Here is a 23,544-nt window from a genome sequence, read left to right as displayed (position 1 = left end):
GGGATGACCCTCGACGATCTGGCCGATATCGAAGCCATCAAGCAAGTCAAATACCGCTATCTGCGCGCGCTGGACACCAAGCACTGGGACGACTTCAGCGACACCCTCGCCGAGGACATCAAGGCCGACTACGGCCCGTCCATCGGCAACGAACTGCACTTCACCAACCGCGCCGACCTGGTCGAGTACATGCGCACCTCGCTGCCGGCCAACGTCATCACCGAACACCGAGTGACCCATCCCGACATCGTCGTCAACGGCGATACCGCAACGGGCAGTTGGTATCTGCAGGACCGCGTCATCGTCGGCGACCTCAACTTCATGCTGATCGGCGCGGCGTTCTACAAGGACACCTACCGGCGCACCGACGGCGGCTGGAAGATCAGCGGCACCGGCTACGACCGAACCTACGACGCCACAATGTCTTTGGAAGGCCTGAACTTCACGGTCAAGCCCGGCCGCGCCATCGCGGGCGTCGACTGAGCCCTACTTGGTGATCGCGATGACCGCGCCGGGGCGCAGCCATTTCATGATCGACACCAGCTGAGCGTCGTCGACCGCCACGCAACCCTCGGTGGGCGCGCCGTCGGTGGTGTGGAAGAAGAACGCCGCACCGCCGCCCGGGGTCTTGTTCTTGTTGACGCCCATCACGACCGCGTGCTTGTACTGCGGGATTTGCAGATTCTCGCTGTCGGCCGTGTTGAACGGGCACTGCGCCTTCGCGCAGACCTGCATGGAGTTGAACGTGGGGCTGTGGTCGTCGCCGCTCCACCAATGGTTGCCGTCGGTGACCTGGGTGTAGGGCAGACCGGTGCCGGGATTCGGCGCCGTGCCGAACGCGGAGTCAAGGCTGTACACGCCCGTGGGGGTGGCCGGCACCCCGCTCTTGGCCTGCGGCGCCATGCCCGCCGAACCGACGTGGGTCGGAACCCCGGTGCGCAGCGCCTGCCAGCCGGCGGCAGTGCGCTGGTAAATGTCGATGGTCGCGTTCGAGCCGCCGGTGCTGACGACCGAAACCACCTGGGTGGCATTGCCGACCTGGTTGGCGAACCAGGGTGTGCCGGCCAGGGGGTTGCCGGTCGGGGCCGCGCTGGCCGCCGGGGTCAGCACGAACAACGTGAATAGTGCGCACGCCGCGGCGCGCAGCAAAGCTAGCAGTCGGCGCATACGTTCAATCGTCAAGCGCCGCAGCATTTGAGGTCAAGTCAAGCTTTAGACCCAGTTGGGTCACTGCGCCGTGACCAACACCGATCTGGGCCGAAAAACCAACAGGCACAGCAGGAAATAGAGATAGCCCAGCGACCAGCCCGCCAGCACGTCGGACGGGTAATGCACGTTCAGCGCCACGCGGGAGATCCCGACCAACAGCAGGATCACCGCGGTAACCACGGTCGCCACCCCCCGCAGCGACCGGCTCAGCACCGGCAACAGCAGGATCAACAGCGCCAGCCAGGCCGCGGTGGTTTCCAGCGCGTGGCCCGACGGAAACGACGTCGAGGGCGCGTACACCAACATCGTGGGCGGCCGTGGGCGGTTCGCCAGCGCCTTGACCCCCGTCGTGACCAATCCGTTCAGCGGCGCGCAGGCCACCACCAGCAGCGCCGCGCGCAGGCGGCGCAGGACCAGCAGGACCACCGCCACGGCCGCTCCCAGCAGCCGCAGCGGTTCCGGGCCGAGCACGGTCGACAGCCCGGCCCAGAAGCGCAGCCAGCCCGGATGCTTGACCGCGACGTCGTGTGCCGCGGTCAACAACGACCAGTCCAGGCCGTGCAACCAGCCCCAATTCTGCAGGAAGCCCACCCACATGACCGCGTAGACCACCGCGGCGGCTAGGGCGGCGCCGAGGACCACGGTCCGGGTGCGGGTCATGCCTACACCGATACCAGCACCGGCCGGCGGCCGCGGCGTTCGGAGTCATACTGGCGTCATGCCCGTCTTCGTCCGAAGGTTGTTCGGCATCGGCAAGCTGCCCGACGACCTGCACGCTCAGCTCGAGGCGGAGGGCCTTGTCTACCTCGCCGACTACGTGGCGGTGACCCGGCGCTTCAGCGGCGCCATTCCCGGTGTGCGGCTGCCGCACAGCGTCGCCAGCTACACCGGTTCGTTGGCCTTCACCTCGCAGCGGGTGCTGGCCACGATCTCGCAGCTGCCCCGGCTCGCCGGCCCGACGGTCGACGTGCGCTGGGACGCCGCGCAGGCGGGGGCGGCGACGGCCGAGATCTCGTCGACCGGCCTGCGCGTCGACCTCGACGTCGCCCGGGTGGACCCGAAGTTCAGCGGCGACCTCTCGCTGCACTACAAGACGACGATCCCGGCCGACGTGCTCGCCGGGTTGCCGCTGCGGGAGCTGGCCTTCGACATGCCGCCGGAGTACATCTACCGGGCGGTCGGGGTCACTTACAGCCCGTGATCGCCCCGGCTAGGTGATCGACCAGAATTCAAGCAGGGTCCGCAACGTCGCGACGAGCGGAAGAGGTTGGTCGAGCATGGGATGGTGGCCCGCTTCGGCCAGCTCCACGAACGGGCCCCTGAGCTGGAAGATCGAGCGCAACCGCGCGGCCATCGTCGCGGATACCAAACCGGCCTCGCAGCTCAGATAGCCTATTCGGCAACGCATTTTGGCAATCATCGCCTCCATCGACTCGTCGTCGGCGGGACTTGCCTCGAGGAACTCACCCCGGAAAATCGCCCGGTCGAATTTCCACGTCCACCTTTTGCCCACTTTGCGTATCGACTCCGACGCGATGTGCGCCCCGATGTAGGGCAGAACCAGCTCCTGCCGAGGCACCGGGGTGAAGTGAGACAGGATTTCGTCGCGTGACCCGTAGTCGCTGGGTTTGGGGTTGCGCAGTCGTGCCGCTTCGGGCGCGCGGTCGCGCAACGGCGAGTCGACCACCACGACGCTGTTGATGTCGTCGCCGTAGCGGGTGGCCGCAGTCGCGGCCACCCAGCCGCCCATGCTGTGGCCGACGATGGTGGGCCGGCCCGAGGCCCCCGCGGCCGGCAACACCTCCATGACTTCCCTCGCCCAGGTCTGCAGGTCATAGCGGGCACGGGTGCCGCTGTCGCCGTGCCCCGACAGATCGGGGGCGACCACACGGTGGGTGCGGGAGAAGAACGGCGCGATGTGGTCCCACCAGCCCGAGTGCGCGCCGCCGCCGTGGACGAACACCACAGGCGGTTGATTGGGTGCGCCCCAGGCGCGCACGTGCACCCGGCAACCGCCGACGTCGACGTCAAGATGGTCCGGCTTCTGGGCAAGCGCGGCGGTGAACCAGGACGGTTCGGCCGGCGTCAGGTGAGAACGGGAAAACACGTCCTGATCCTGCCTGACGCGGTGCGGCGGGCGCGCGAGCGGCGTTACCGGTATTCCGTGACCGTCATCCGCGGCCACGGCGGCTGCCGCAGCACCGCGAGGCTGCCGATCACGGCCGCCAGCAGTCCGGTGATCACGCCGATCAACGCGACCCTGTTCGCGTCGATGGCGGGCACCCAGGAGGCCACGCCGTCGCGGATGACGAACACGCCGCTGGGCTTGGTCACCAGGATCACGGTGGCCCCGTCGGGCGTCTGGTACGGCTCGCCGTACCCGCGGACGGACCGGTCGGCGGGCAGTTGCGCGAGAACTTCCGAATACTTCACTTCGACATTCCCTTGTGCTGGTGTTGCGGGACCGTCTCGTTGGTACATTCACGCTAATGCCATTCTCGCCTGGCGACTTCCCCGATTTCTCCGATGGCGCTGTCAACGGGTATGCGTTCAGCGCCCAGGAACGCCGAGCCATCTACCGGGTGATCGCCGAACGGCGCGACATGCGCCGCTTTGTGCCCGGCAGCACAGTGCCCGAGGACGTCCTGGCCCGGCTGCTGCAGGCCGCGCACGCCGCGCCCAGCGTCGGCCTGATGCAGCCGTGGCGTTTCATCCGGGTCACCGATGAGGCGCTGCGCAAGCGCATCCACGCCCTGGTCGACGAGGAGCGGCCGCGTACCGCGGCGGCGCTGGGACCGCGCGGCGCGGAGTTTCTGCGGCTGAAGGTCGAGGGCATTCTGGAATGCGCCGAGTTGCTGGTGGTGGCGCTGGCCGACAAGCGCGACATGCACGTCTTCGGCCGGCGCACGCTGCCACAGATGGACCTCGCGTCGGTGTCCTGCGCGATCCAGAACCTGTGGCTGGCGGCCCGGGCCGAGGGCCTCGGCGTCGGCTGGGTGTCGCTGTTCGACCCGCAACCGTTGGCCCGGCTGCTGGGAATGCCCGCCGATGCCGAGCCGGTGGCCATCCTGTGCGTGGGCCCGGTGCCCGAGTTCCCGGACCGGCCGGCCCTCGAGCTCGACGGGTGGACCCACGCGCGGCCGCTCTCGGAGTTCGTCTCCGATAACCAATGGGGTCAGCCGGCCGATACCCGGCCCGGCCAGCCCGCGCCGGGTACGGAGACCGGAACCGCCAGCACGGTGCCGTCCCAGTCGGTGTGACGCAGCAGGCGCTGCGGGCCGGGCCAGTGCGCGGCGACCACGAACAGCGTGGCGCGGTCGTCGCCGCCGAGCATGCAGGCGAATGCGCCGCGATCGAGCCGGATCCGGTCGGCCACCTCGCCACCCTCGCGTACCCGGACGCAGCACCGGTCGCCGACGTCGGCGTACCAGACGGCGCCGTCGCGATCCAGGCAGATGCCGTCGGGTGAGTGTGCGCCCAACTCCGCCCACACTCGGCGATTCGACAGCGAGCCGTCGGGGGCGATGTCGAAGGCCGTCAGCCGGTGGCGGTACGACTCCGCCACGATGAGGGTGGCGTTGTCGGGAGTCACCGCCATGCCGTTGGGGAACGACAGGTCCGCGGCGACGATGCGGGCGGTCCCGGCGCGCACTAGGGCGACGAACCCGGGGGCGATGTCCCCGGCCGGCGGACCCGCCGCGAAGTCGAAGTTGACGTTGTTGACGTAGGCGTTGCCGCGGCCGTCGATCACGATGTCGTTGGGGCCGTGGGGGGACAACGACGCCAGCTCGGCATACCGCGTCAGGGTGCCGTCCGCCGACAGTCGCAGCAACGCCCGCTGCGCGCTCGACGCCAGCACCAGCGCCTCGCCGCCGGGCACGTCCGGCAGGAAATCGAAACACAGTGGCAACGACTTGTGTTCGACCACGGTGCGGACCCGGCCCGCGCCGTCGATGCGGCCGATCGAGCCGGCCGTCCAGTCGGCCACCCATAGCCGGCCGTCATGCCAGCGCGGCGATTCCAGCAATCCCAGGCCGCTCAGCAGCGTCCGCATCGGGTTCCCTTCACCGAGAGCAAAATGCCATCTGCGTGGTCTGACTGGTCGGCACACTCAGAATCATCGCAAGTGACTGCGGTATCGTCGCCGGTCGCAAGGCATGGTGAGGAGGTGACGCGGATGGCGGGCGACAACGTGCTGCTCGTGCATTGGCACGATCTGGGGCGCTACCTCGGCGCCTACGGTCACCAAGACGTGTCCAGCCCCCGGCTCGACGCGCTTGCCGCCGACAGCATCCTGTTCACCCGAGCCCATGCCTGCGCACCGTTGTGCTCGCCGTCGCGGGGATCGTTTTTCACCGGTCGCTACCCCCAGAGCAACGGGCTGGTCGGGCTGGCTCACCACGGGTGGGAGTATCGCGCCGATGTCCAGACGCTGCCGCAGATACTTTCGCAATCGGGTTGGTATTCGGCGCTTTTCGGGATGCAACACGAATCGTCATACCCCAAACGGCTGGGCTTCGACGAGTTCGACGTGTCCAACTCCTACTGCGAGTACGTGGTGGAGAAGGTGATCGATTGGCTGCACGGCGACGTGCCGTGCCGCGCCGGGCAACCATTCCTGTTGACGGCGGGGTTCTTCGAGACGCACCGGCCTTACCCGCAGGAGCGCTACGAACCGGCCAACAGCGCGACCGTCGAGCCGCCCGACTACCTGCCCGACACCCCCGAGGTGCGCGGCGACCTCGCCGGCTTCTACGGGGCCATCAGCACCGCCGACGCGGCGGTCGGCCGGATCCTGGACACGCTGGCCGAAACCGGGCTGGACGCCAACACCTGGGTGGTGTTCTTCACCGACCACGGTCCGGCCCTGCCTCGCGCGAAATCCACGCTGTATGACGCGGGAACCGGCGTCGCCCTGCTGATCCGGCCGCCCGCCGGCCGCCGAGACATCGCATCCGGCGTCTACGACGAGTTGTTCAGCGGCGTCGATCTGGTGCCGACGTTGCTGGAATTGCTGGGCCTCGACGTGCCCGCCGACGTCGAGGGCGTCTCCCACGCGCACGCCCTGCACGCACCCGATACCCCGGCCGACCCGGTGCGCGAGCAGGTCTACAGCATGAAGACCTATCACGACTCGTTCGACCCGATTCGCGCCATCCGCACCAAGGAATACAGCTACATCGAGAACTACGTGCCCCGGCCGCTGCTGGACCTGCCGTGGGACATCCAGGAGAGCCCCTCGGGTCAGGCGGTCGCACCGTTCGTCACGTCGCCGCGGCCGGCGCGCGAACTCTACGATCTTCGAACCGATCCCACCGAGACCCTTAATCTGCTCGCCGACGGCGATCCGGGTGCGGAGGCCATCGCAGCCGATCTTGCTGTGCGCCTGCATGATTGGCGCCAGCGGACGGGCGATGTCATCCCTTCGGACTTCGCGGGCAGCCGCATCGCGCTGCGCTACACCGAAACGTATGTGCAGATCCACCTCAACGCGCCCAGCAGCCGGTCGGCCATCGCCGTCGACCGCGGTATCGAGGAGTGAACGCCGCCCGGGCTACCGAGGCGAGCGGCTCGAGCCGCCGACCTGGGCGACGATGAACACCCGCCGGAACGGGAAGATCGTCGTGCCGTCGGCGCGGGCGGGGTAGGCGTCGTCGAGCAACGGGATCAGCTCCTGACGGAACTCCGCCCATCCCGCGTCGTCGAGTCGCTCCCGCACCGGGACGAGCACGGTGCCGGTGATCCATTCCAGCACCGGGTGTTCCCCGGTGAGCTGGTGCAGATACGTCGTTTCCCAGGCGTCGACGCGGCATCCGGCGTCCAGCAAGATGTTGGCGTAGTCCGTCGGCGGCTGGACCACGGCGCCTACCCGAAACGGTATGTCTTTCAAAGTCTTTGCGTAGTGTTCACGGCGGGCCACCGCCCGCACCGCGGCATGTGACGGTGTCTCGAAATTGCCCGGAATCTGCACGGCAGCCCAGGATCCCGGCGCCAGCTTTGCGACCCAGCGCAGCAACAGGTCGGCGTGTTCGGGCACCCAATGCAACGCCGCGTTGCTGACGACCACGTCGGTGTCGGGCTTGGGTGTCCAGTCGCGCAGATCGCCGACGGTGGCGTCGATGCCGCGTTCCCGGGCTGCGGCGACCATCTCCGGAGAGGTGTCCAATGCCTCGATGACCGCGCCGGGCCACCGCTTCTCCAGGTACTTGGTCAGGTTGCCGGGCCCGCAACCCAGGTCAGCCACCCGACGCGGTCGCTCGGCCCCGACCCGCGACAGCAAGTCGTAGAACGCGCGGCTGCGCTGGTCCGCAAACGCCAGGTAGACGTCGGGATCCCACATGTCGGTCCTCCTGCTCAGCAACCTCGGCGGATAGCAACCGTATTACGGTACGGCGCACACGGGCCCGGTTGGGGCGGGGATCCGCCGCGAACCGATAACATCAAAGTTTGTGGCGTCCGACTCGGATCCGATCGATTCGCCCCCGGGGCTTCCCGATGTCCCCGGTGCCGATCTACCCCCCGGCGCCGACACACTACCACCGCTGTCGGCGCTGACCCCGAGTACCCGACTCGTCGTCGGGGCATCTGCGCTCGGCGATCTCGCGCTACGTACCTGGGTCGCCTCGCTGCTGGCCACCACGGTGACGCCACTCGTCGCCGCGACGTCGCTGCGTCAATCCCGAGACGAGCGCGGCAACCTGAACTTCTACGCCGAACTCGCGGCCGCACGAGACTCGGAGAAGTCGTTTCCGCCGCCCATCGAACCGCCCCGAGTTTCGTCCCGGCCCGCGGGCCGGCTCGCGGCCTGGCTCGCGCGCGGCACGGTCGACAACATCTCCTTCGACAGCAGCTTCACGGCCATCAATCCGGCGCTGCGGAAGCGCTGGGCCGGGTGGAAGTCGAACAATGTTGTGCGCGCCCAACATTGGCGCCACGACGACGGGCCCCGCCCCACACTGTGCGTCATCCACGGCTTCATGGGGTCGTCGTATCTGGCCAACGGCCGGTTCTTCTCGATGCCGTGGTATTACCGGGCGGGCTACGACGTGCTGATGTTCACCCTGCCGTTTCACGGTCAACGAGCCGAAAAACTGTCCCCGTTCAGTGGCTTCGGCTTTTTCGCCGGTGGGCTCAGCGGGTTCGCCGAGTCAATGGCGCAGGCCGTACACGACTTCCGTTCAGTCATCGACTATTTGCGGCACACCGGTGTGCAGCGCATCGCGCTGACCGGAATCTCGCTGGGCGGCTACACCAGTGCGCTGGTGGCATCGGTGGACGATCGGCTCGAGGCCGTCATCCCCAACTGCCCGGTCGTCACCCCCGCGACGATGTTCGACCAATGGTTCCCGGCCAACAAACTCGTCCAGCTGGGGTTCCACCTGTACGACATCAACCGCGCGGAGCTGGACGCGGGCCTGGCCTACCACGGCCCGCTGAACTACCGGCCGCGGCTGCCCCGGGATCGCCGGATGATCATCACCGGACTGGGCGACCGGATGGCCCCACCGGAACAGGCCGTCCTGCTGTGGAACCACTGGGATCGCTGCGCGCTGCACTGGTTTCCCGGCAATCACGTGCTGCACGTGAGCCAGCTGGACTACCTGCGCCGGATGACCGGCTTCCTACACGAGGTCATGTTCGGCTAGCGTGCGCGCTTTCCGAAGCCCGGTGCGCCCCAGCCTCGGGAGTGGGCCAATCCAAGCCGGCCAGCACACCGTCGGCCGCCGCCGTGTGCCCGTCGAGCCGTCGCGTGGACAACAGATCCAAGGCGATCAATGCCGGCAGCTGATTGCCGCGTTGTGCGATCAGGCCGGGCAGCGGTGTCCCCGTCTCGGGAACGGCCTCGGTGAGAAACGCGCACGCGGCCGCGATGGTACGGGGGCGACCCGAGCCGCCGCCCGCGATCTCCAGCGCCGTGCACGTCTCGCGCGCCGGATACGACCGGATCTCGTCCAGCGTCTCGGCGAGGGCATCGTCGACGACGACCTGGTATGCCACCACGTGATCCGATGCGCCGCGCTGCACCGAGGACCACGTCTCGCGGGCGTTCGGGGTGACCAGCCGCGGCACGTCGTCGGCCGCGACGGTGTTGGCTTCCCAACCGATCTCGCGTAGGTGATCGGCGAGGCGGCGCGCCGCGACTTCCGCGGTCTCGTGCAACGGGATCCGCGCCGAGCGGGCCTGCAGCGCCGCCAGGTTATCGGCCGCCGCGATCGTGATGCCGATCCACGTCTGACGCCGCGAGGTGTCGGAGGCGTTGTCGCGACTGGTGATTCGGATCTTGTCGGCGCGAATGCCGTAGCGGTCCAGGTACTGGGCGATCACCGGCAGCGGCAGCACCTCGCGCTCGTCGACCGGCGGCCCGATGCGCACCAGCACGGTCGTCGTCGCGGATTCCGCGGGCGGGATGGGCTTTCCGCGACGGCCCGTCATCGCCAGGCGGCGGCCCAGGATGGTGGTGAAGTGCAGTCCCCCCCACCAGCCGAACAACAGGACGACGACCGCAGCGGCGATGCCGAGCAGCCAGTAGTCGCGGGCGGAGTGCCACGGGTAGGCCAGCACCGCGGGCACTACGACCAACGCCGCCAACGTGATTCGGCCCGGGCTGGGGATCGGGATCGAGCGCAGCTGGCTCATTGGGTGGACTCCTTCCTCCGGGTGATCACCGCGACGGCGGCGATCACCGCAACAACCAAAGCCAGGCCGGCGGTGCCGGCGAACGCGACGGTGCGCGGTGTGGTGTCCGCCGGCGCCGGCGCCGGCGGCAGCGCGACCGGCTTCACCGACGGCGCGGCCGGGGCGCTGCCGGCGGGCAGTTGCCAGGTCAGTGCCGCGACCGGGTCCACGCTGCCGGTGCCGACAACGTCGGAGGGCGCACGGGAACCGTTGTGGGCGGTCGCGGTGATGCGACGCATCACCTCCGGTGCGCTCAGCGCGGGATACTTACTGCGCACCAGCGCCGCGACCCCGGCCACATAGCCCGCCGCATAGCTGGTGCCGTTCAGCGCGACCAGCTGCTGATGTTCGTCGGGCAACCCGTTGGCCAGGCCGCCGCCGTCCCGATTGCTCACCGAGACGATGTTTTCGCCCGGCGCCGCGACGCCCACCCACGGTCCGGCCATGCTGAATTTCGACGGCTGACCGTCCGGGGTCAACGCCGCCACCGACAGCACGTAGGGCTGCCACTGCGACGGGATGGAGATCGAGGTGACGCCCGCCCAGTTCCGCGGGTCGCCGGGGCGGCTCAGGTCGGTGAGGGGGTTGGACTCGCAGGACGTGCCTTCGCCGGCCGATCCCGTCGACCCGGTGTTGCCGGCGGCCGCCACGACGACCGCGTCCTTGTCCACCGCCGCGTAACGGACCGCAGCGCCCAGCGCCGCCTGGTCGACGGGCCGGTCGGCGGGCACGCAGATCACCGTCGACACATCGATGACCCGCGCACCGAGGTCGGCGGCGTGCACGATCGCGCGGCCCAACGCGGTGACGTCCAGCGTCGCCCTGCTCAGCAGCGGATCACCGCCGGGAGTGCGCGGCGAGAACTTGGCGGACGTCGTGCGGATCGACAGCACCCTGGCCGCCGGCGCCACGCCCGCGAAGCCGTCCGCTCCGGACGGCTGGCCGGCCACGAGTCCGGCGACCAACGTGCCGTGCCCATCGCAATCGGTCAGGCCGTCGGTCGTCTCGACGAAATCGCCGCCGGGCTCGACGTTGGGCAGCCGCGGACCCGGTCGCACGCCGGTGTCGAGGACGGCCACCAGCTGGCCCTCACCGCGGGAAAACTGCCATGCCGCAGGCAAATTCAGCATCGCCTGGCTGGGCGTGACGGCGTCCGCGTCGCTGCCGGAAACGACGCCCGACGTGCCGCACGGGCCGCGCTCCTCCGTCGGCTGTACGGGCCCCGGCGCGCCGCTCGGCGGCGGCGCCCCCGGGTCGACCGCAGGCTGGTTGATCGCCAGCGCCGTCGGGCAGGCCCAGACCGTGGCCGTCAGGGTCGCGGTCAGGCAGGCTAGGCCGGCCCGCATCATCGATTCAGGACCCAGCTGAACAGACCGACGAGAAAGGCGATGACGGGGATCAGCGAGGCGTCAAGGCCCGAGGCCGCGAAGCCCAGCAGCCGGCGCAGCGGCAGCGAGTAGCTGTCCGGCGAGGCGATGAGCGGGTTCACCGCCACCACGAGCCACGCCGCCAGCAGCACGCCGAGCACCAGCACCGCACCGAGCGCGGCGCCGTACCGCCCCGTGGCGGTGTAGATCACCAGCAGGACACCGGCCACCAGGTAGGGCTGAGCAAGCAGCCACCCCTTGCAGGTGGCCGAGTCCCACACCCGGGCGCGCAGCACGGAAGTGGCCGCGGTGGCGGCCACCACGTACCAGCCCGCCACGCTCAGCGCTTCGGGTCGCAGCGCGATCGTCACCGATCCGAGCACGCTGAGCAGCATCGCGCCGGCGATGAAGCCGCTCTGGTGGGCGTCGCTGATGCGGACCCGCCGCGGGAAGTCCTCGAGGACCCGCAACGACGGCGCCGACGGGGTGGGGTCTCCCGGTGCCGGGATGGCCGGCAGCGGGAAGCGTGCCCACAGCGCGGACAGTTGCGCGGTCTCGACGGCGACCAGCAGCGCCGCCACGATCAGCCCGGCGCCGATGGTGAGAAGCGATAGCCGCCAGAGCAATTCGGCACCGGCCGCCAGCAGCACGCCACCGCCGACCACGGTCGTGGTGGTGAAGAAACCGACGATGCGTTCGCGTTCCGGGCTGGGCACCAACAGGGCGATCAGCGACCACGCGGTAACTCCCGCCGCGGCCAGCATCAGCTGCGCCGCCCCGAACTTGCCGGGCACCGCCAACGCGCAGGCGGCGGCGATGGGCACCAGCGCGGCGATCGACAGCGCCGTGCCGGTGCGCTCCGACCGCGCCGTGACGAGCAAGCCGGCCACCGCGGTCAGCGCCGCAACCACGCTGACGGCGACCAGGCCGGTCAGCGCGCCAGTGACCACCCGGTAGGTGATGCCCAGCCCCGTCGCCGCAAGCGCGACGAAGATGGCCGCGGCCAGCGCGCCTCCCTGGATATGCGCCGGACCCCAAGGTTTCAGCCGCGACGTGGAGAAGATCATCGCGGCGTCGGCGATGTCCTCGACGATGCCGGGCGCGGCCGGACCCACGGGAATCGGCTGCAACGCCAGCAGATCGCCGTCGACGACGCCAACGGTGTCCAGGCTGGTGTCCAGGCTGAACGGCGCCCCGCCGATCGGCGCCAGGCTCAGGTGCGAGACCGCGCCGGTCGCGGCGTCGGTGTGCCCGCCGCCATCGCCGTTCTGGGCTGAGGGAACGACCAATCGCTGCACCGCGGGCAGGATTTCGCGCAGCGGCAGCTCCGCGGGCAGGGCCAGCTCCGTCAGCCGGCTGTCCGCGAGAATCGCGACGCGGACGATCGGCATGACGGTGCCGGCGGTCACCGGACCCCCGGATTACGCTGGGGCCATTGCTGGGACATCGTGCTCTCTCTCTTTCGATGCTGTTACGCGTGCTGGGTGGAGGAATCTCGGGACAGCCGCCGGCCGGGGAACCAGTGGCCGTCGGGCAAGCTGGCGGTCAGCTGTTCGATCGCGGTGGCGATCGCAATGGGGGTTCCCGGCTGGAACGTCGAGACCCATTCGCCGTCGAACGCGCGGGACGGGCTGACCAGTACGCGGCCCGCGGTCGTGTCCACCAGACTCATGCCGACCTCGGTGGTGTGGTGCTGCCCGTCGCGGCGAACGCCCGCGACGATCTCGACGTAGCTGCGCGGCCCGGTGAAAACGGACTCGACCACCGGCCGTGCCGAGCGCGGGATGCCCAGGTAGTCAACGACTTCCGCCAGCGAAGCGCCGGACCGCAGCCGTTCGTCGGCGCGGGCCCCGACGCGGGCGGGCATGCTGAACTGGTCGAAGCGTGCGGGCGGGCGCCGGCCCAGCCCGACGCCCAGCACCGGTACCAGCCCCAGCGCGTCGTCGATATGCATCGCGGTGAACGTGATCAGCTGCGCGCTGCGCAGCGCGACGACCGTTTTCGGTGTTCTGTCGGTGCCGATGACGCGCTGCGCGATCACGCCGCGCAGCAACTCGTCGGTAGCGGTAGCCGTGGCAGGCACCACGTAACGCAGATCCAGCCACCGGTCCGGGAAGCACACCGCCCGGATCCAGTCGGCCACCGCTGGGTTGACAACACCATCTGCCGACACCAGACCCAGCTGAGTCAGCTCGTCCTTCTGACGTTGGAAGAACGCGTCTCGTTGCGCGGCATCAGAGTACGGCGTGGTGATCGCCAGTACCCACGGGAAGCTACCGGCTCCGATGGTTTCGGCGATGAACCACGCGTGGTCGACTGTCAGCTCGACGGCGTTGGGTTCGGCACTCATCTAGGTAAAACTAGCCGCCCCATTTAGCGGCTTCGGCGGTGTCGCGCGCATACATCGCCATGGTGTTGGATTCGTGGGTCGTGGCCATCGACTGGTAGGCCCGCACCAACGACTCCATCGCCTGGTTCCACTGCGCCTGCCAAACCTGGTAGGTCATTCCGGTGTCGCCCTGCCACGCGTTCTGCAGCGCGGCCTGCTCGGTGGAGATGTCGGCGCCGAGCCCCTGCAGCGTGCCGGAGAAGGCCGACATGTCCGCCGCGTGACCCAGCATCGCCGGGTAGTTGTACATGATTTGCGACATCACAAGTCCTTTCGTGTGTTATCGGTCGGGTCAGAATCCGGTGTAGCTGGACGCGGCGGCGGCGTCGGCGGCCACATAGGTGCCCGCGGCGTCGCCCAGGTTCGCCTGCGCGATGTCCAGCAGCGTGTTGACCCGCGCAGCGGCTTCGACGAACCGGGCGTGCGCGGCCTGGAACGCTGCCGAGGACTCACCCTGGTGAAATCCCTGCGCGGACAACGCTTCCTGCTCGGCTTGGCTGATGGTGCTGCGCATCAGCGCCGCCTTGGCGCTGAACGCCGACTGTGACGCCACCAACTGCGGGATGTGAGCATCGAGAAGACTCATCGTGATTCCTTTCTGTTCCGTCTGTTTGGAATTAGGTCTTCGAAAACCGTGCTGCTAACTGTCTCGACCCCCCCTCCCTGTTTCACCGGACCCGTTCGGGCGATCGGTGTCCTGATCCCAGGTACTTGGCACCATCGGCATGCGCGGCCCGCTGCCGAAGTCGTCGCCGGCCAGCTTGCTCAGCCCCGCGGCCCGCATGTCCGCGTCTTTGGCCGCGGTCCCGGCAAATCCCAACGGCCCTGCCCCGCTGGCGGAGGCCGTCGCGAAGGTCAGTGCCTCCGCGTCGTTGGGCGGCGCACCCCAGTCGGGGTCGACGTCGACGTTCATATCCGCGAACTCGTCGCCGTGGTCGCGCATGGCCGCGCGCCGTCGCCGCCGCGCCGCCGCGGCGCTGGCCGGTACCGCCGCCGCGGCCGCTGGGATGGTGCTACCCGGCGCCTTGATGCCGCCGCGACCGCCCACGGTCGGCGAAAAGCCGGGCCCCTCGTCGCCACCCATGGCCACCGCGTAGAGAAAGGACACTGCCGGAGCCGGTGCCGGGGCCGACGGGGCAGGCGCACCGGCGCTGGCGGGGGACGAGGCGGGCGCGCCTGCGGCCGTGCCCACCGAGGGCGGAGCCGTGGCCGCCGCCGGCATCGGCGCGGGACTCTGGGACCCGAGACCCGATGCGGCGGCAGGCATATCGTCGAGGGGACCCAAGTCGGGAAGCTGCTGCAGATACATCGTGATGCCGATGGCGAGCACCAGGGGTATCAACAATGGCGCAGTCAGGATCGCGCCCCAGGTGGGCCAGCCGATGGCGTTGAAGAACAGCTGGTAGGCGACGAAGAACAGCAGCGGGAAGTTGGCCACCAACCACGGCAAGAACTCCGATGCGAAGTTTTGCAGCATGTCGGACAGGTCCTGCATGAAAGTCTGCAGCAGCTGCGCAATCTGCTGCAGGAGTTGTTGCAGCCAGTTGCCCGAACCGGTGGCGTTCGGCGCGGCGAAGGTCGACACGTTGTCGGCCTCCATTGCACCGGGATTGACGATGTTGGGTGCCGCGGTGGTCCTGGGCGCGGCCGCCAGCGCGGTCCCCAACACCGCCTGGTAGGTCCCCATGGTCGTGGCGGCCTGCACCCACATCCGGACGTAGTCAGCCTCGTTGAGCGCGATCGGAATCGTATTGATACCAAAGAAATTCGTCGCCACCAGCGCCGCGTGGATGACGTGGTTGGTGGCCAGCTCCGGCAGCGTCGGCATCATCGCCAGGGCGCTCGTGTAGGCCGCCGCCGTGACCTCGTGTTGCGCGGCGACACCGGCGCTGTCGACGCTGGCCTGCTGCAACCACGCCAGATACGGCAGGTGAGCCGCGGCGTACTGCTCGGCGCTCGGCCCCTGCCACTCCCCCGCCTGCACCGCGTCCAACAGCCCGCCGAGTTCGGCTGCCGTCGAGGCGTATTCGGCGCTCAACGACATCCACGCGCCGGCGGCCGCCAGCAGCGGGCCCGGTCCCGGGCCAGCGCTCAGCAGCGCGGAGTGCAACTCCGGCGGCGAAGCCATCCAGACGGGCGCGGTCATCGTCAGGCGCCCGCCACTCCATAGCTCGCGGCGGCCGCGGTGTCGCCCGCGAGGTAGCTCACGCCGGACTGGCCCACGCCGACGCCGGCGCGGCCCAGCTCTTCGACACCCTCGGCGGCGACCGCGGCGTGCTCCTGACCCTGGGCGCTGAACCCGAGGGCGGTCTGCAGCGACACCGGATCCGCCGCCGGCGGCACCACCGCGGTGATGGCCGGGGCGGCCGCCGCGTGCGCGGCCGCCAGCCGCGCCGTCAGCGCCTCGACCGCCGCGCTGGTCGCGGCCAGGCCTTCGGGAACCACTCGCAATGTCATGGCAACTCCTTCTACTGTCGCGTTTCACCAAACACGGCGGACTCGCCAACCAACGGGTTGACCAGCTGCACATAGGTGGGACTGTCGCTGTCCCCCAACAGAATTGCGCGTCCGGCGGGCAACCGGCCGAATCGTTGGCCTCGGATCTTCCCGCTGTCCTGCGGATTGCCCGCCAGCATCAGCGTCGTCGCCTGCAGGTCGTTGAACCGCCGCAACAACGGGCTGGTCATCAACGCGTGCCCCGACCCGGTGGCGCGGGCGGTGACGATCACCCGCAACCCCAAGTCGGCGGCCTGCGACAGTTGCGGAATCAGGCTGGCCCACGGCCGCTGCCCGACGTAGGGACCGCTCATCGCGGGTGCGTCGGGGATCTGGTCCACGTCGTCGATGATCAGGTAGTGGGTGTGGCCCGCGTAGGTCCACCGGGCCAGCTCGGCCGCCGACAAGCCCGCCGGCGGGCGGCGCGATTCGATGATGTTGGACAGGCCGAGTATCGCCGGGATGATCCGATCGATGTTGGCAGTGTATTCGTTGTCCGCGAACAGCGGCTCCTCGACGAGATGCAGCCGCCGGTCCAGCACCGTGAAGGCCACCCGATCCGCGGTGGAGTTCTCCCGGATCGTGCGAATGACGTGGCGCAGCAGCGTGGTCTTTCCAGACTTGCTGTCGCCGAACACCATCAACAACGGGTTCTCGGCGAAGTCGACGACGACCGGTTCCAGATCTTCTTCGCGCTGACCGATGACCACCTTCTCCTGGCCCCGATGCAAGGGTCCGAGCGCGTCGGGCGACAGGTTGGTCGGCAGCAACCGGACGGGCGGAGCGGCCACCCCGGGGTAGCGGGCGTTGATCGCGGCCACCGGGTCTGTCTCCGCGTCCAGCTCGGGGCTGGCGAATAGGAAGTGCTCGGCGGCCATCGTCAGCCCCCGGCCGGGCTGGTCGTGCGGCACGGCTTCGGCCGGCCGGCGCAGTGCACCGGGCACCCGCACGTTGCTGTCGCGCGCGTCGTGCAGCTTGAGCTCGAGCCGCAGCCCGAGGCCGTCGCGCATGGCCAGCGGCACCTCCAGCCAGCTCGGGGTGGTGATGATCACGTGGATGCCATACGCCAAGCCGACATTGACGAGTTCGGTCACCCTGGCCAGCAACGGGTTGCGGGTGTTGAACTGGTCGGTGTTGTCCCGGCCGAAGGCATACAGGTTGTCGATGATCAGGAAGGTCTCGCCGAAGCCGTCGTCGGGGGCGCTGCCGTGCTTGTCGCGGAACAGCTCGCGCCGCTGCCGGGACAGCAACAGCTGCTCCAGCTCGCCGAAGGTACGGCGAATACGTTCGGGCTCCAGCGCCGAGGCCACGCTGCCGACATGCGCCAGGTTCTCCAGCGCCCGCAACTGCCCGCCGCCGTAGTCCAGGCAGTAGAACGTGACGTCGCGCGGCGAATGCAGGCTGGCCGCCGACAGGATGAACGTCTGCAGTGCGGTCGATTTGCCGGACTTGGACCCGCCGTGGATCACCACGTTGCCGGCTGCCGAGGTGGCGTCGAAGACCAGCGGGTCGCGGCGCATCTCGAACGGCTTGTCTATCTCGCCGAGCGGCCAGCGCCACTGCCGCGGCGGCACTGCGGCCTGCTCCAGCACCTCGGTCAACGGGATGGGCTCGTCCAGCGGCGGCAGCCACAGCTGGGGCGCCCGCGGCCCGTACTGCGCGAGCTGCTGGCCGATGGTCGCGATCAGCTTGCGCGGCGGCTCGGGCAACTCCGCTTCGTCGGCACCGGAGATCACGGTGCCCTGGTCCGGCTCGACCCACCCCGCCGCGAACAGCCGGGGCTCCGGGACCGATTGCACGACAAGCTCTTTGGCGGCGCGCGGCGGGTCGTAAATGCCGTCGACGTAGGTGCTGCGGAACTTGATCGGGGCGGCGCCGGGAGCGGGGACCAGGAAGCCCACCCCCTTGTGCTCCTTGCCGGATTCGACGTGGTAGGCGTCCTCCACGCCGATGATCTGGCGTGATACCGAAGGGCTCGCCACCTTCAACCCGATTCGGTAGGAGGTGTTCTTGTCGATGTCCTTGATCTTGCCCACGTCCAGCGTCTGCGACGCGAACAGGATGTGGATGCGGAACGACCGGCCCTTACGTGCGACGTAGTCGAAAAGCTCGGCATACTCCGGGTAGTCGGCCAGCATCAGGGTGAACTCGTCGGCGACCACGAACAGCGTCGGGATCGGCGGGAGATCTGCGGCGCCCGGCGCGCCGGATGCCTGAGCGTTTTCGTACTCGGTAACCGAGTTGAACGCGCTGCCCTGAACGCGGCGACCGGCCTCGCGCAGCAGCGTCTCGCGCCGGGCAACCTCACCGCGCAGGGTGTCGGCGAACCGGTCGGCCAGCGACTTCTTCTCGGCCATGTTCGAGATCACCGCAACGACCTGGGGGAAGTTACGGAAGCTGTCGGCCCCGGCCTCACCCTTGAAGTCCGCATAGATCACGATCAGCCGATCGGCGGAGTGAGTCGTCAACAGCGACAACAGAATCGACATCAGGGTCTGCGACTTGCCCGACCCGGTCATACCGATCATCAGGCCGTGCGGCCCCATGCCACCCTCCGCCTCGTCCTTGAGGTCGAACAGCAGCGGCTCGCCGGTCGTGGTGACGCCGATCGGAACCCGCAACTCATCGTCGCGGCGCCGCGGCGCCCACAGTGTGGCCACGTCCAGCTGCGAGGCGTCCGAAATCCCCAGCAGCGTGGTGAAGCTGGCGCCCCGGGTGGCCGCCGAGCGCAGCCCGGTGTGCGTCGGATTGGAATCCCAGCGCGACAGTTGCCGGGCGAGGTGCCCCGCATCGTCGGCACCGAACGCATCGGCGTTGTCGATGTAGGGCTGCCAACCGCCGGTCTGCCAGCGCTGCAGCGAACCGCGTTCGACGCGCAGGATCGGCCTTTCGGGATCCGAATACTGTTCGCGGTTCGGCTCGGTGGTGCGGCGCTGAATGACGGTGACCCCGGCCCGGTCCGCGGCCAGCGCCGAGGAGTGCACATCGAAGTCGGGGTCGTCGACCACGATCAGCAGGTGCCGCAGGGCATCGGCGGCCCCGCCGGTGAACGCGGGCCGATCGGCGACCGTCGAGCCCAGCGACGCGGCGAGCTCGTCGGCATTGGTCGACAGATAGCGGGCCGGCCCGACGCCGTCGACCTGGCCGGGAATGTCGACGTGCGGCAGCCATTTCAGCCAGGACCAGTCGCGGCCCTCCAGGTCGCGGCTGGCCAGCGCCACCCCCAGCACGGTCGGGTCGTGCCAGGTGACGGCCTGAGCGACCCACGCGCGCAGCGCCGCCCGGACCTCGTCGGCCGCACCCAGCACGGTGATGCGGGAGACCTTGGTCAGATCGATCCCGACGGGCACGTCGCGGACGATGCGCTGGGTATCGAGCAGGCTACGTAATGCGCTGTGCGACACCGGTTCCAGGTCGATCTCGTCGGCGGTGTCGTTGACCCGCAGTGCGGTGTCGAGCGGCACCTGATCGCGGCCCGCCCGCACCACCAGGAAATCGGGGTCGTGCGGGTCGCGCTCCCACTGGCGACGCGATCCCGGGATGGCCGCCAGGGCCGCCGGTTCCGGATGCGACCATTGCGCCGCGGCGCGCTGCTGGGCGGCCTGGGTCCGGATGTTGTCCCGGACCACCGATAGGTAACGCAGGTAGTCGGCCCGCTCGGCGTCGACCTCCTCGGTGCGCATCTTGTTGTCGTTGCCGCGATAGAGGGCGGTCGCCGCCAACAGCAGCACGAACGGGAAGAACAGGGTCTGTGGGGAAATCACCCGCATCCCGGTCGCGACCAGCGCGACGATCATGCCGACAATCAGAATGACGATCACATACGGCATCGCGCGCCGCAGGAACGACGGCGGAATCACCCGGGGCAGCTCGGGGGGCGCCTCGATGGCGATGGCGCCCTTGCGGGTGGTTGGCGGCGCCAGCCGTCGGCGCGCTTCGAAGATCAGGCGGCTCATCGAGGTCCTCCTTCGGCCGACACGGGGCGGCCGGGCTTGCTGTCGGGCGGCAATCCGTCGTGCGCGAGCAGCGCATCGGCGCGCGACAACGTCGGCCCGCTCGCGAACAGCGACAGGATCGACCACGGGATCGGCACCGCCGGCGGGTTGAGACCAAGGGCCTCAACGGCTTTCGAGCGTCCGGCCCCGGAGCTGTCGGATTCGGTATCGATGCCGTAGCGCACTCCGGTGTCGGAGATCCAGAACAACGATCCGACGCCCGGTGAGGTCGGGCCGCCGCCGACGGTCTGGGCGAAGTAGCCGGTGCCCGGCGCCAGGGCCACCCGGGTGGCGACGCCGCCGCCCGCCCCGACGAGATCGAGGGTGCGGACGGCATCGGGCACCGGCACCGCCGAGCCCGACAACAGGCTCAGCGAGCTGCTGGCGGCTCCGGCGGGCTTGGTCCAATAGGCGCAGGCGACAGGGTTTTTGGCCGCATCGACCAGGCTGAGCGACTGGTCGGGATAGCCAGCGGTGTCCAGCAACCGCGACACCGGCAGCTTCGCCACCTGGTCGGCGCCGACCCGCGGCGGCTGATCCAGGCCGTAGGAGTTGGTGTTGCGCAGGATCGCGGCGAGCACCGGCGAGATCGGCTGCAGGCCATCCGGCAGCACAGCGTAGTACCGCACCGCGTCGGACGCCGACCTGTCCAAGCCGTAGGACACCAGCACCGAGCCGATCGGGCCGGGAGCCGCGAATGCCGGCGCGGCACCGGCATTCGGGATGGCCGGGGCCGTCAGCGCCGGGGATTCCGGAATCGCGTTGAACAACCCCGGCGCCACGGGCCGCGGCGCCGGGACGTCGGCACCGAGGCCGAGGGCGTTGGTGACGGCGCGGTCGGCCAGATCGATCTGGCTGCGCTTGCCGTCCCACAGCAGCCAGGTGCTGTTGGCGTTGTCGACGAGGATGCCCTGTGCGGCACCGAGGTTGGTGGCACGCGCGCCGTGGGTGTCGGGCGGGCCCGCGATCACGGTGATGCCGGTGCTATGGGCGGCATGGCCGCCCGGGGCCGCTTCGCTGATCGTGTCGCAGACCGTCCAGTTCGCGTCGCGCGAGGTGTTCTGCACCATCCGCTCCGGAGCGCCCGGAATCCCGATCAGGTTGCCGCGTGGAAAGCGGTCCAGCTCAGTGCTTTTCACGGTTGTCGGGTTGACCGGCTTACCGACGACCAGCCGGGCCGAGGTCAGGTTGAGCACGGGGTGCAGCGCATCGCCCACCCGCACATACAGCGCCGCCGTCTCCCGGTCGGCGAGTACCGCGTTGTTGCCCGCCTGCCCGTTGGGCCGGATGAGCGAAAACACGAAGCAGCCCGCGAGGCCGGTGACCACGAGGAGCACACCCATCAGCACCGCCCGCGACTGGGTGCGCAACGGGTCGACCAGCATCCTGGTGTCGTGCAGGGCGATTCCGGAGGCGATGCGGCGCATCACGAAACGCCAGCCGGTCACCTGGTGACGAGTGACGAAGCCGCGCCGGTAGACGACCTTGTCGGGATTGTCGTTGACCGGGGTCCGGGAGGAAAAGGAGCGGCGTTCATCGAGCGGTTCCGGGTTGGTCATGCCGGCACCGACAACCCGAGACCGCGCAGCAGCGGCTCCACGGAATTACTGACGTCCTGGTCGGTGATGGTCATGAGTTCGGCGTCGCTGAACTCGCCGGTGCCCGCCTGTTCTGAATGGTCCAACCGGAATTCCCGTTCTTCCTCGGATCGTTCGACGATGTTCCGGACGAACCGGCCGTTACCCGCGATGTCCAGGCTGCGGCGCTCGACTCCGTTGGAGTCGGGCGTGCTGGTCGCGGCCAGTTTCTCGAACAGCGCCGCCATGTGATCGAGCGCGGATTGCTCGAAGATGCTGTCGCGCTGTTGGGCCATCGTGTTCGCGATCTCCACCAACTCCGACGCGTTGTACGACGGGAAGGTGATGTTGCGGGTGAACCGCGACCGCAGGCCCTCGTTGGTGTCGAGGAACTTGTCCAGATCGGCGCGGTAGCCGGCGATGATGACGACCAGCCGGTCGCGGTCGTTCTCCATGCGGGCCAGCAGCGTGTCGATGGCCACCAGGCCGAAGTCGTTCTTGGCCCCGGTGGCCACCAGCGCATACGCCTCGTCGAGGAACAACACCCCGTCCAGCGCGCTGTCGATGATGGCGTTCGTCTTGGCCTCGGTCTCCCCGATGTGCTGGCCGATCAAATCGGCGCGGTGCACCTCCCGGATGTTCTCCCGCTTCAAAAGGCCTAGCCCGCAATAGATTTTGGCGACCACACGGGCGATGGTGGTCTTACCGGTCCCGGGCGGGCCGGCGAAGACCAGGTGGTGAGCGCGCTGCGCCACGGCGAGACCGCGTTGCTTGCGCAGGATCTCCATGGCCACCGAGCTCTTGAGCCGCGCCACCTGATTCTTGACCTCTTCCAGGCCGATGAATTCGTCCAGCTGGCGTTCGGCCTCGTGCAGCAGCACGCCCTTGCGCTCGTGGGCGGACGGGTCGACAAAGTCCTCCGCGCTGGGCTCGGTGGCGGGATCCCACGGATCGGTGCGCGCCTCGACGCGGGCGGCGGTGGTGGTCACGATCCCGAAGCTGGTGTCGGTCAGGGCCAGCTCGACCTGCTCGTTCTCCGGGTGGGCCGCGTAGAGGTCCTGCAGCACCTCGCTCGCCGACTCCTCGTCGACGTGCGAGCGCAACACGAGCGCCTTGGCCAGCGTCCCATCGAGGGCGGCCACGGCGACGGGGCCGTCGGGCTCTTCGAGGTAGGACAGCGCCGGGGCGAACATGCCCAGCCGGGCGAGCGAGGTACCCAGGGCGATCTTGGCCGCGTGCGAGAACGACTCGTCGAGTTCGGGGTCGTTGACGATGGGGGTCAGCAGCTTGACGACATCCGACCACCGCTCGGCGCGGTAGTTGACGACGACGGAGACCCAGCGGGCCTCGCGCCAATTGGGGCGGCGCCCGGTCAGGCCGGTGACGATCTGGTCGGCCTCGGCAAACCGTCCGGCGGTTGCTAGGCCCGCGGCGTAGGCGAGGTGGAATTCGTCGGTGGTGCTGGCGCGGAACTGTAGGTACAACCCGGTGTCGTAGCGGAAGCCGAGGGCGCCGGGCGCGAGTTCGACCTGCCGCTGCAGCCTGCCGGCCGTCGCCGCGGTGCGCGAAATCGCCTCGAGTGTGCGCAGCGACGGATCACCGGCCGCGGCCAGACCCGTCCATGCGTCGCACTGGTCGTAGGCGATGCGGGCGAGTTCGGTGAAACCGGAGCGCGCGGCCGCCAGATCGGCGGGTCGCTTGCGCTCGTAGACGGCGATGCCAAGCGCCCGGCAACAGGTGGCGAATCGGCTGACGACGTCGCCGTCGACCTTGCCGTTCAGGCCCGAATTGGCCGGCTGAGCTGCGAGCATGCCGGTCTCACCGCGTTCCACGGC

Annotated in this window: 22 protein-coding genes; 5 read left to right on the top strand and 17 right to left on the bottom strand. The window is 69.2% G+C overall.

All coding sequences use genetic code 11. From position 1 onward, the window contains the following. The first annotated feature begins 3 nt into the window (after window positions 1–3). Complete coding sequence (locus MSG_RS02465) at window positions 4–483, top strand: nuclear transport factor 2 family protein (protein ID WP_181159123.1); 480 nt, start codon at window positions 4–6, stop codon at window positions 481–483. A gap of 3 nt (window positions 484–486) precedes the next feature. Here the strand turns inward: MSG_RS02465 and MSG_RS02460 are convergent, their stop codons facing one another. Both MSG_RS02460 and MSG_RS02455 read right to left on the bottom strand, forming a co-directional pair. Then, a complete protein-coding gene (locus tag MSG_RS02460) occupies window positions 487–1,167 on the bottom strand; it encodes a L,D-transpeptidase family protein (protein WP_096436786.1) in 681 nt (226 codons plus the stop codon). A 60-nt stretch (window positions 1,168–1,227) separates the two neighbouring features. Further along, window positions 1,228–1,869, bottom strand: coding sequence for a phosphatase PAP2 family protein (locus MSG_RS02455; RefSeq protein WP_096436784.1), 642 nt, complete (start codon window positions 1,867–1,869; stop codon window positions 1,228–1,230). Window positions 1,870–1,927: 58 nt separating this feature from the next. On the opposite strand from MSG_RS02455, the gene MSG_RS02450 reads away from it, so the two are divergent. Continuing rightward, on the top strand, window positions 1,928–2,410 hold the full coding sequence (locus MSG_RS02450; protein ID WP_096436782.1) for a hypothetical protein: 483 nt from the start codon (window positions 1,928–1,930) through the stop codon (window positions 2,408–2,410). 9 nt (window positions 2,411–2,419) lie between these two features. On the opposite strand, the gene MSG_RS02445 is transcribed toward MSG_RS02450, so the two are convergent. Together MSG_RS02445 and MSG_RS02440 are read right to left on the bottom strand one after the other, a co-directional pair. Next, window positions 2,420–3,316, bottom strand: coding sequence for an alpha/beta fold hydrolase (locus tag MSG_RS02445; protein WP_096443964.1), 897 nt, complete (start codon window positions 3,314–3,316; stop codon window positions 2,420–2,422). A 44-nt stretch (window positions 3,317–3,360) separates the two neighbouring features. Continuing rightward, complete coding sequence (locus tag MSG_RS02440; RefSeq protein ID WP_096436780.1) at window positions 3,361–3,642, bottom strand: hypothetical protein; 282 nt, start codon at window positions 3,640–3,642, stop codon at window positions 3,361–3,363. Window positions 3,643–3,698: 56 nt separating this feature from the next. Between MSG_RS02440 and bluB the strand changes: the two genes are divergently transcribed. Continuing rightward, on the top strand, window positions 3,699–4,469 hold the full coding sequence (bluB, locus tag MSG_RS02435; RefSeq protein WP_096436778.1) for a 5,6-dimethylbenzimidazole synthase: 771 nt from the start codon (window positions 3,699–3,701) through the stop codon (window positions 4,467–4,469). On the opposite strand, the gene MSG_RS02430 is transcribed toward bluB, so the two are convergent. After that, entirely contained in the window at window positions 4,385–5,263 is an 879-nt protein-coding gene (locus MSG_RS02430) for an SMP-30/gluconolactonase/LRE family protein (protein WP_096436776.1), read from the bottom strand. The two genes, bluB and MSG_RS02430, sit on opposite strands and share 85 nt — an antisense overlap. A 123-nt stretch (window positions 5,264–5,386) precedes the next feature. On the opposite strand from MSG_RS02430, the gene MSG_RS02425 reads away from it, so the two are divergent. Continuing rightward, a complete protein-coding gene (locus MSG_RS02425) occupies window positions 5,387–6,751 on the top strand; it encodes a sulfatase family protein (protein WP_096436774.1) in 1,365 nt (454 codons plus the stop codon). A gap of 12 nt (window positions 6,752–6,763) precedes the next feature. On the opposite strand, the gene MSG_RS02420 is transcribed toward MSG_RS02425, so the two are convergent. Continuing rightward, the gene (locus MSG_RS02420; RefSeq protein ID WP_096436772.1) at window positions 6,764–7,549 is read right to left on the bottom strand and encodes a trans-aconitate 2-methyltransferase; all 786 of its coding nucleotides are present in this window, start codon (window positions 7,547–7,549) and stop codon (window positions 6,764–6,766) included. Between the two features lie 109 nt (window positions 7,550–7,658). Here MSG_RS02420 and MSG_RS02415 point away from each other — a divergent pair, with 109 nt between their 5' ends. Then, entirely contained in the window at window positions 7,659–8,855 is a 1,197-nt protein-coding gene (locus MSG_RS02415; RefSeq protein ID WP_096436770.1) for an alpha/beta hydrolase family protein, read from the top strand. Here the strand turns inward: MSG_RS02415 and eccE are convergent. From eccE to eccA, 11 genes are all read right to left on the bottom strand, one after another. Beyond that, the gene (gene eccE, locus MSG_RS02410) at window positions 8,842–9,846 is read right to left on the bottom strand and encodes a type VII secretion protein EccE (RefSeq protein WP_096436768.1); all 1,005 of its coding nucleotides are present in this window, start codon (window positions 9,844–9,846) and stop codon (window positions 8,842–8,844) included. The genes MSG_RS02415 and eccE overlap by 14 nt on opposite strands. Further along, on the bottom strand, window positions 9,843–11,234 hold the full coding sequence (gene mycP / locus MSG_RS02405; protein ID WP_096436766.1) for a type VII secretion-associated serine protease mycosin: 1,392 nt from the start codon (window positions 11,232–11,234) through the stop codon (window positions 9,843–9,845). Before mycP ends, eccE begins: the two co-directional genes overlap by 4 nt. Continuing rightward, window positions 11,231–12,643 (bottom strand): type VII secretion integral membrane protein EccD, encoded by a 1,413-nt coding sequence (eccD, locus tag MSG_RS02400; protein WP_096443962.1) that lies wholly within the window; start codon window positions 12,641–12,643, stop codon window positions 11,231–11,233. The genes mycP and eccD overlap by 4 nt, the downstream gene beginning before the upstream one ends. An 80-nt stretch (window positions 12,644–12,723) precedes the next feature. Continuing rightward, on the bottom strand, window positions 12,724–13,602 hold the full coding sequence (locus tag MSG_RS02395; protein ID WP_096436764.1) for an ESX secretion-associated protein EspG: 879 nt from the start codon (window positions 13,600–13,602) through the stop codon (window positions 12,724–12,726). A 10-nt stretch (window positions 13,603–13,612) separates the two neighbouring features. Then, the gene (locus tag MSG_RS02390) at window positions 13,613–13,903 is read right to left on the bottom strand and encodes a WXG100 family type VII secretion target (protein WP_096436762.1); all 291 of its coding nucleotides are present in this window, start codon (window positions 13,901–13,903) and stop codon (window positions 13,613–13,615) included. Window positions 13,904–13,933: 30 nt separating this feature from the next. Continuing rightward, on the bottom strand, window positions 13,934–14,227 hold the full coding sequence (esxG, locus tag MSG_RS02385; RefSeq protein WP_096436760.1) for a type VII secretion system protein EsxG: 294 nt from the start codon (window positions 14,225–14,227) through the stop codon (window positions 13,934–13,936). A 54-nt stretch (window positions 14,228–14,281) separates the two neighbouring features. Next, window positions 14,282–15,787, bottom strand: a complete 1,506-nt coding sequence (locus MSG_RS02380) for a PPE family protein (protein WP_096436758.1) — start codon at window positions 15,785–15,787, stop codon at window positions 14,282–14,284. A 2-nt stretch (window positions 15,788–15,789) separates the two neighbouring features. Then, complete coding sequence (locus MSG_RS02375) at window positions 15,790–16,098, bottom strand: PE family protein (protein WP_096436756.1); 309 nt, start codon at window positions 16,096–16,098, stop codon at window positions 15,790–15,792. Between the two features lie 11 nt (window positions 16,099–16,109). Continuing rightward, window positions 16,110–20,093 carry a type VII secretion protein EccCa gene (eccCa, locus tag MSG_RS02370; RefSeq protein WP_096436754.1) on the bottom strand — a complete coding sequence of 1,328 codons (3,984 nt, stop codon included), beginning with the start codon at window positions 20,091–20,093 and terminating at the stop codon, window positions 16,110–16,112. After that, the gene (gene eccB / locus MSG_RS02365; protein WP_096436752.1) at window positions 20,090–21,691 is read right to left on the bottom strand and encodes a type VII secretion protein EccB; all 1,602 of its coding nucleotides are present in this window, start codon (window positions 21,689–21,691) and stop codon (window positions 20,090–20,092) included. Before eccB ends, eccCa begins: the two co-directional genes overlap by 4 nt. After that, the gene (gene eccA / locus MSG_RS02360; RefSeq protein ID WP_181159124.1) at window positions 21,688–23,541 is read right to left on the bottom strand and encodes a type VII secretion AAA-ATPase EccA; all 1,854 of its coding nucleotides are present in this window, start codon (window positions 23,539–23,541) and stop codon (window positions 21,688–21,690) included. Before eccA ends, eccB begins: the two co-directional genes overlap by 4 nt. Window positions 23,542–23,544 lie beyond the last annotated feature (3 nt).

Source organism: Mycobacterium shigaense (assembly GCF_002356315.1).
GTDB classification, from domain to species: Bacteria; Actinomycetota; Actinomycetes; order Mycobacteriales; family Mycobacteriaceae; genus Mycobacterium; species Mycobacterium shigaense.
The sequence above is the reverse complement of the archived record's forward strand: the minus strand, read 5'-3'. Positions and strand labels throughout refer to the sequence as shown.

What these genes read in the sequence shown, in the direction of transcription:
- MSG_RS02465 (WP_181159123.1), top strand. Translation starts at nt 4, where the DNA reads ATGACCCTCGACGATCTGGCCGATATCGAAGCCATCAAGCAAGTCAAA.
- MSG_RS02460 (WP_096436786.1), bottom strand. Translation starts at nt 1,167, where the DNA reads ATGCGCCGACTGCTAGCTTTGCTGCGCGCCGCGGCGTGCGCACTATTC.
- MSG_RS02455 (WP_096436784.1), bottom strand. Translation starts at nt 1,869, where the DNA reads ATGACCCGCACCCGGACCGTGGTCCTCGGCGCCGCCCTAGCCGCCGCG.
- MSG_RS02450 (WP_096436782.1), top strand. Translation starts at nt 1,928, where the DNA reads ATGCCCGTCTTCGTCCGAAGGTTGTTCGGCATCGGCAAGCTGCCCGAC.
- bluB (WP_096436778.1), top strand. Translation starts at nt 3,699, where the DNA reads ATGCCATTCTCGCCTGGCGACTTCCCCGATTTCTCCGATGGCGCTGTC.
- MSG_RS02430 (WP_096436776.1), bottom strand. Translation starts at nt 5,263, where the DNA reads ATGCGGACGCTGCTGAGCGGCCTGGGATTGCTGGAATCGCCGCGCTGG.
- MSG_RS02425 (WP_096436774.1), top strand. Translation starts at nt 5,387, where the DNA reads ATGGCGGGCGACAACGTGCTGCTCGTGCATTGGCACGATCTGGGGCGC.
- MSG_RS02420 (WP_096436772.1), bottom strand. Translation starts at nt 7,549, where the DNA reads ATGTGGGATCCCGACGTCTACCTGGCGTTTGCGGACCAGCGCAGCCGC.
- eccE (WP_096436768.1), bottom strand. Translation starts at nt 9,846, where the DNA reads ATGAGCCAGCTGCGCTCGATCCCGATCCCCAGCCCGGGCCGAATCACG.
- mycP (WP_096436766.1), bottom strand. Translation starts at nt 11,234, where the DNA reads ATGATGCGGGCCGGCCTAGCCTGCCTGACCGCGACCCTGACGGCCACG.
- eccD (WP_096443962.1), bottom strand. Translation starts at nt 12,643, where the DNA reads ATGCCGATCGTCCGCGTCGCGATTCTCGCGGACAGCCGGCTGACGGAG.
- MSG_RS02395 (WP_096436764.1), bottom strand. Translation starts at nt 13,602, where the DNA reads ATGAGTGCCGAACCCAACGCCGTCGAGCTGACAGTCGACCACGCGTGG.
- MSG_RS02390 (WP_096436762.1), bottom strand. Translation starts at nt 13,903, where the DNA reads ATGTCGCAAATCATGTACAACTACCCGGCGATGCTGGGTCACGCGGCG.
- esxG (WP_096436760.1), bottom strand. Translation starts at nt 14,227, where the DNA reads ATGAGTCTTCTCGATGCTCACATCCCGCAGTTGGTGGCGTCACAGTCG.
- MSG_RS02380 (WP_096436758.1), bottom strand. Translation starts at nt 15,787, where the DNA reads ATGACCGCGCCCGTCTGGATGGCTTCGCCGCCGGAGTTGCACTCCGCG.
- MSG_RS02375 (WP_096436756.1), bottom strand. Translation starts at nt 16,098, where the DNA reads ATGACATTGCGAGTGGTTCCCGAAGGCCTGGCCGCGACCAGCGCGGCG.
- eccCa (WP_096436754.1), bottom strand. Translation starts at nt 20,093, where the DNA reads ATGAGCCGCCTGATCTTCGAAGCGCGCCGACGGCTGGCGCCGCCAACC.
- eccB (WP_096436752.1), bottom strand. Translation starts at nt 21,691, where the DNA reads ATGACCAACCCGGAACCGCTCGATGAACGCCGCTCCTTTTCCTCCCGG.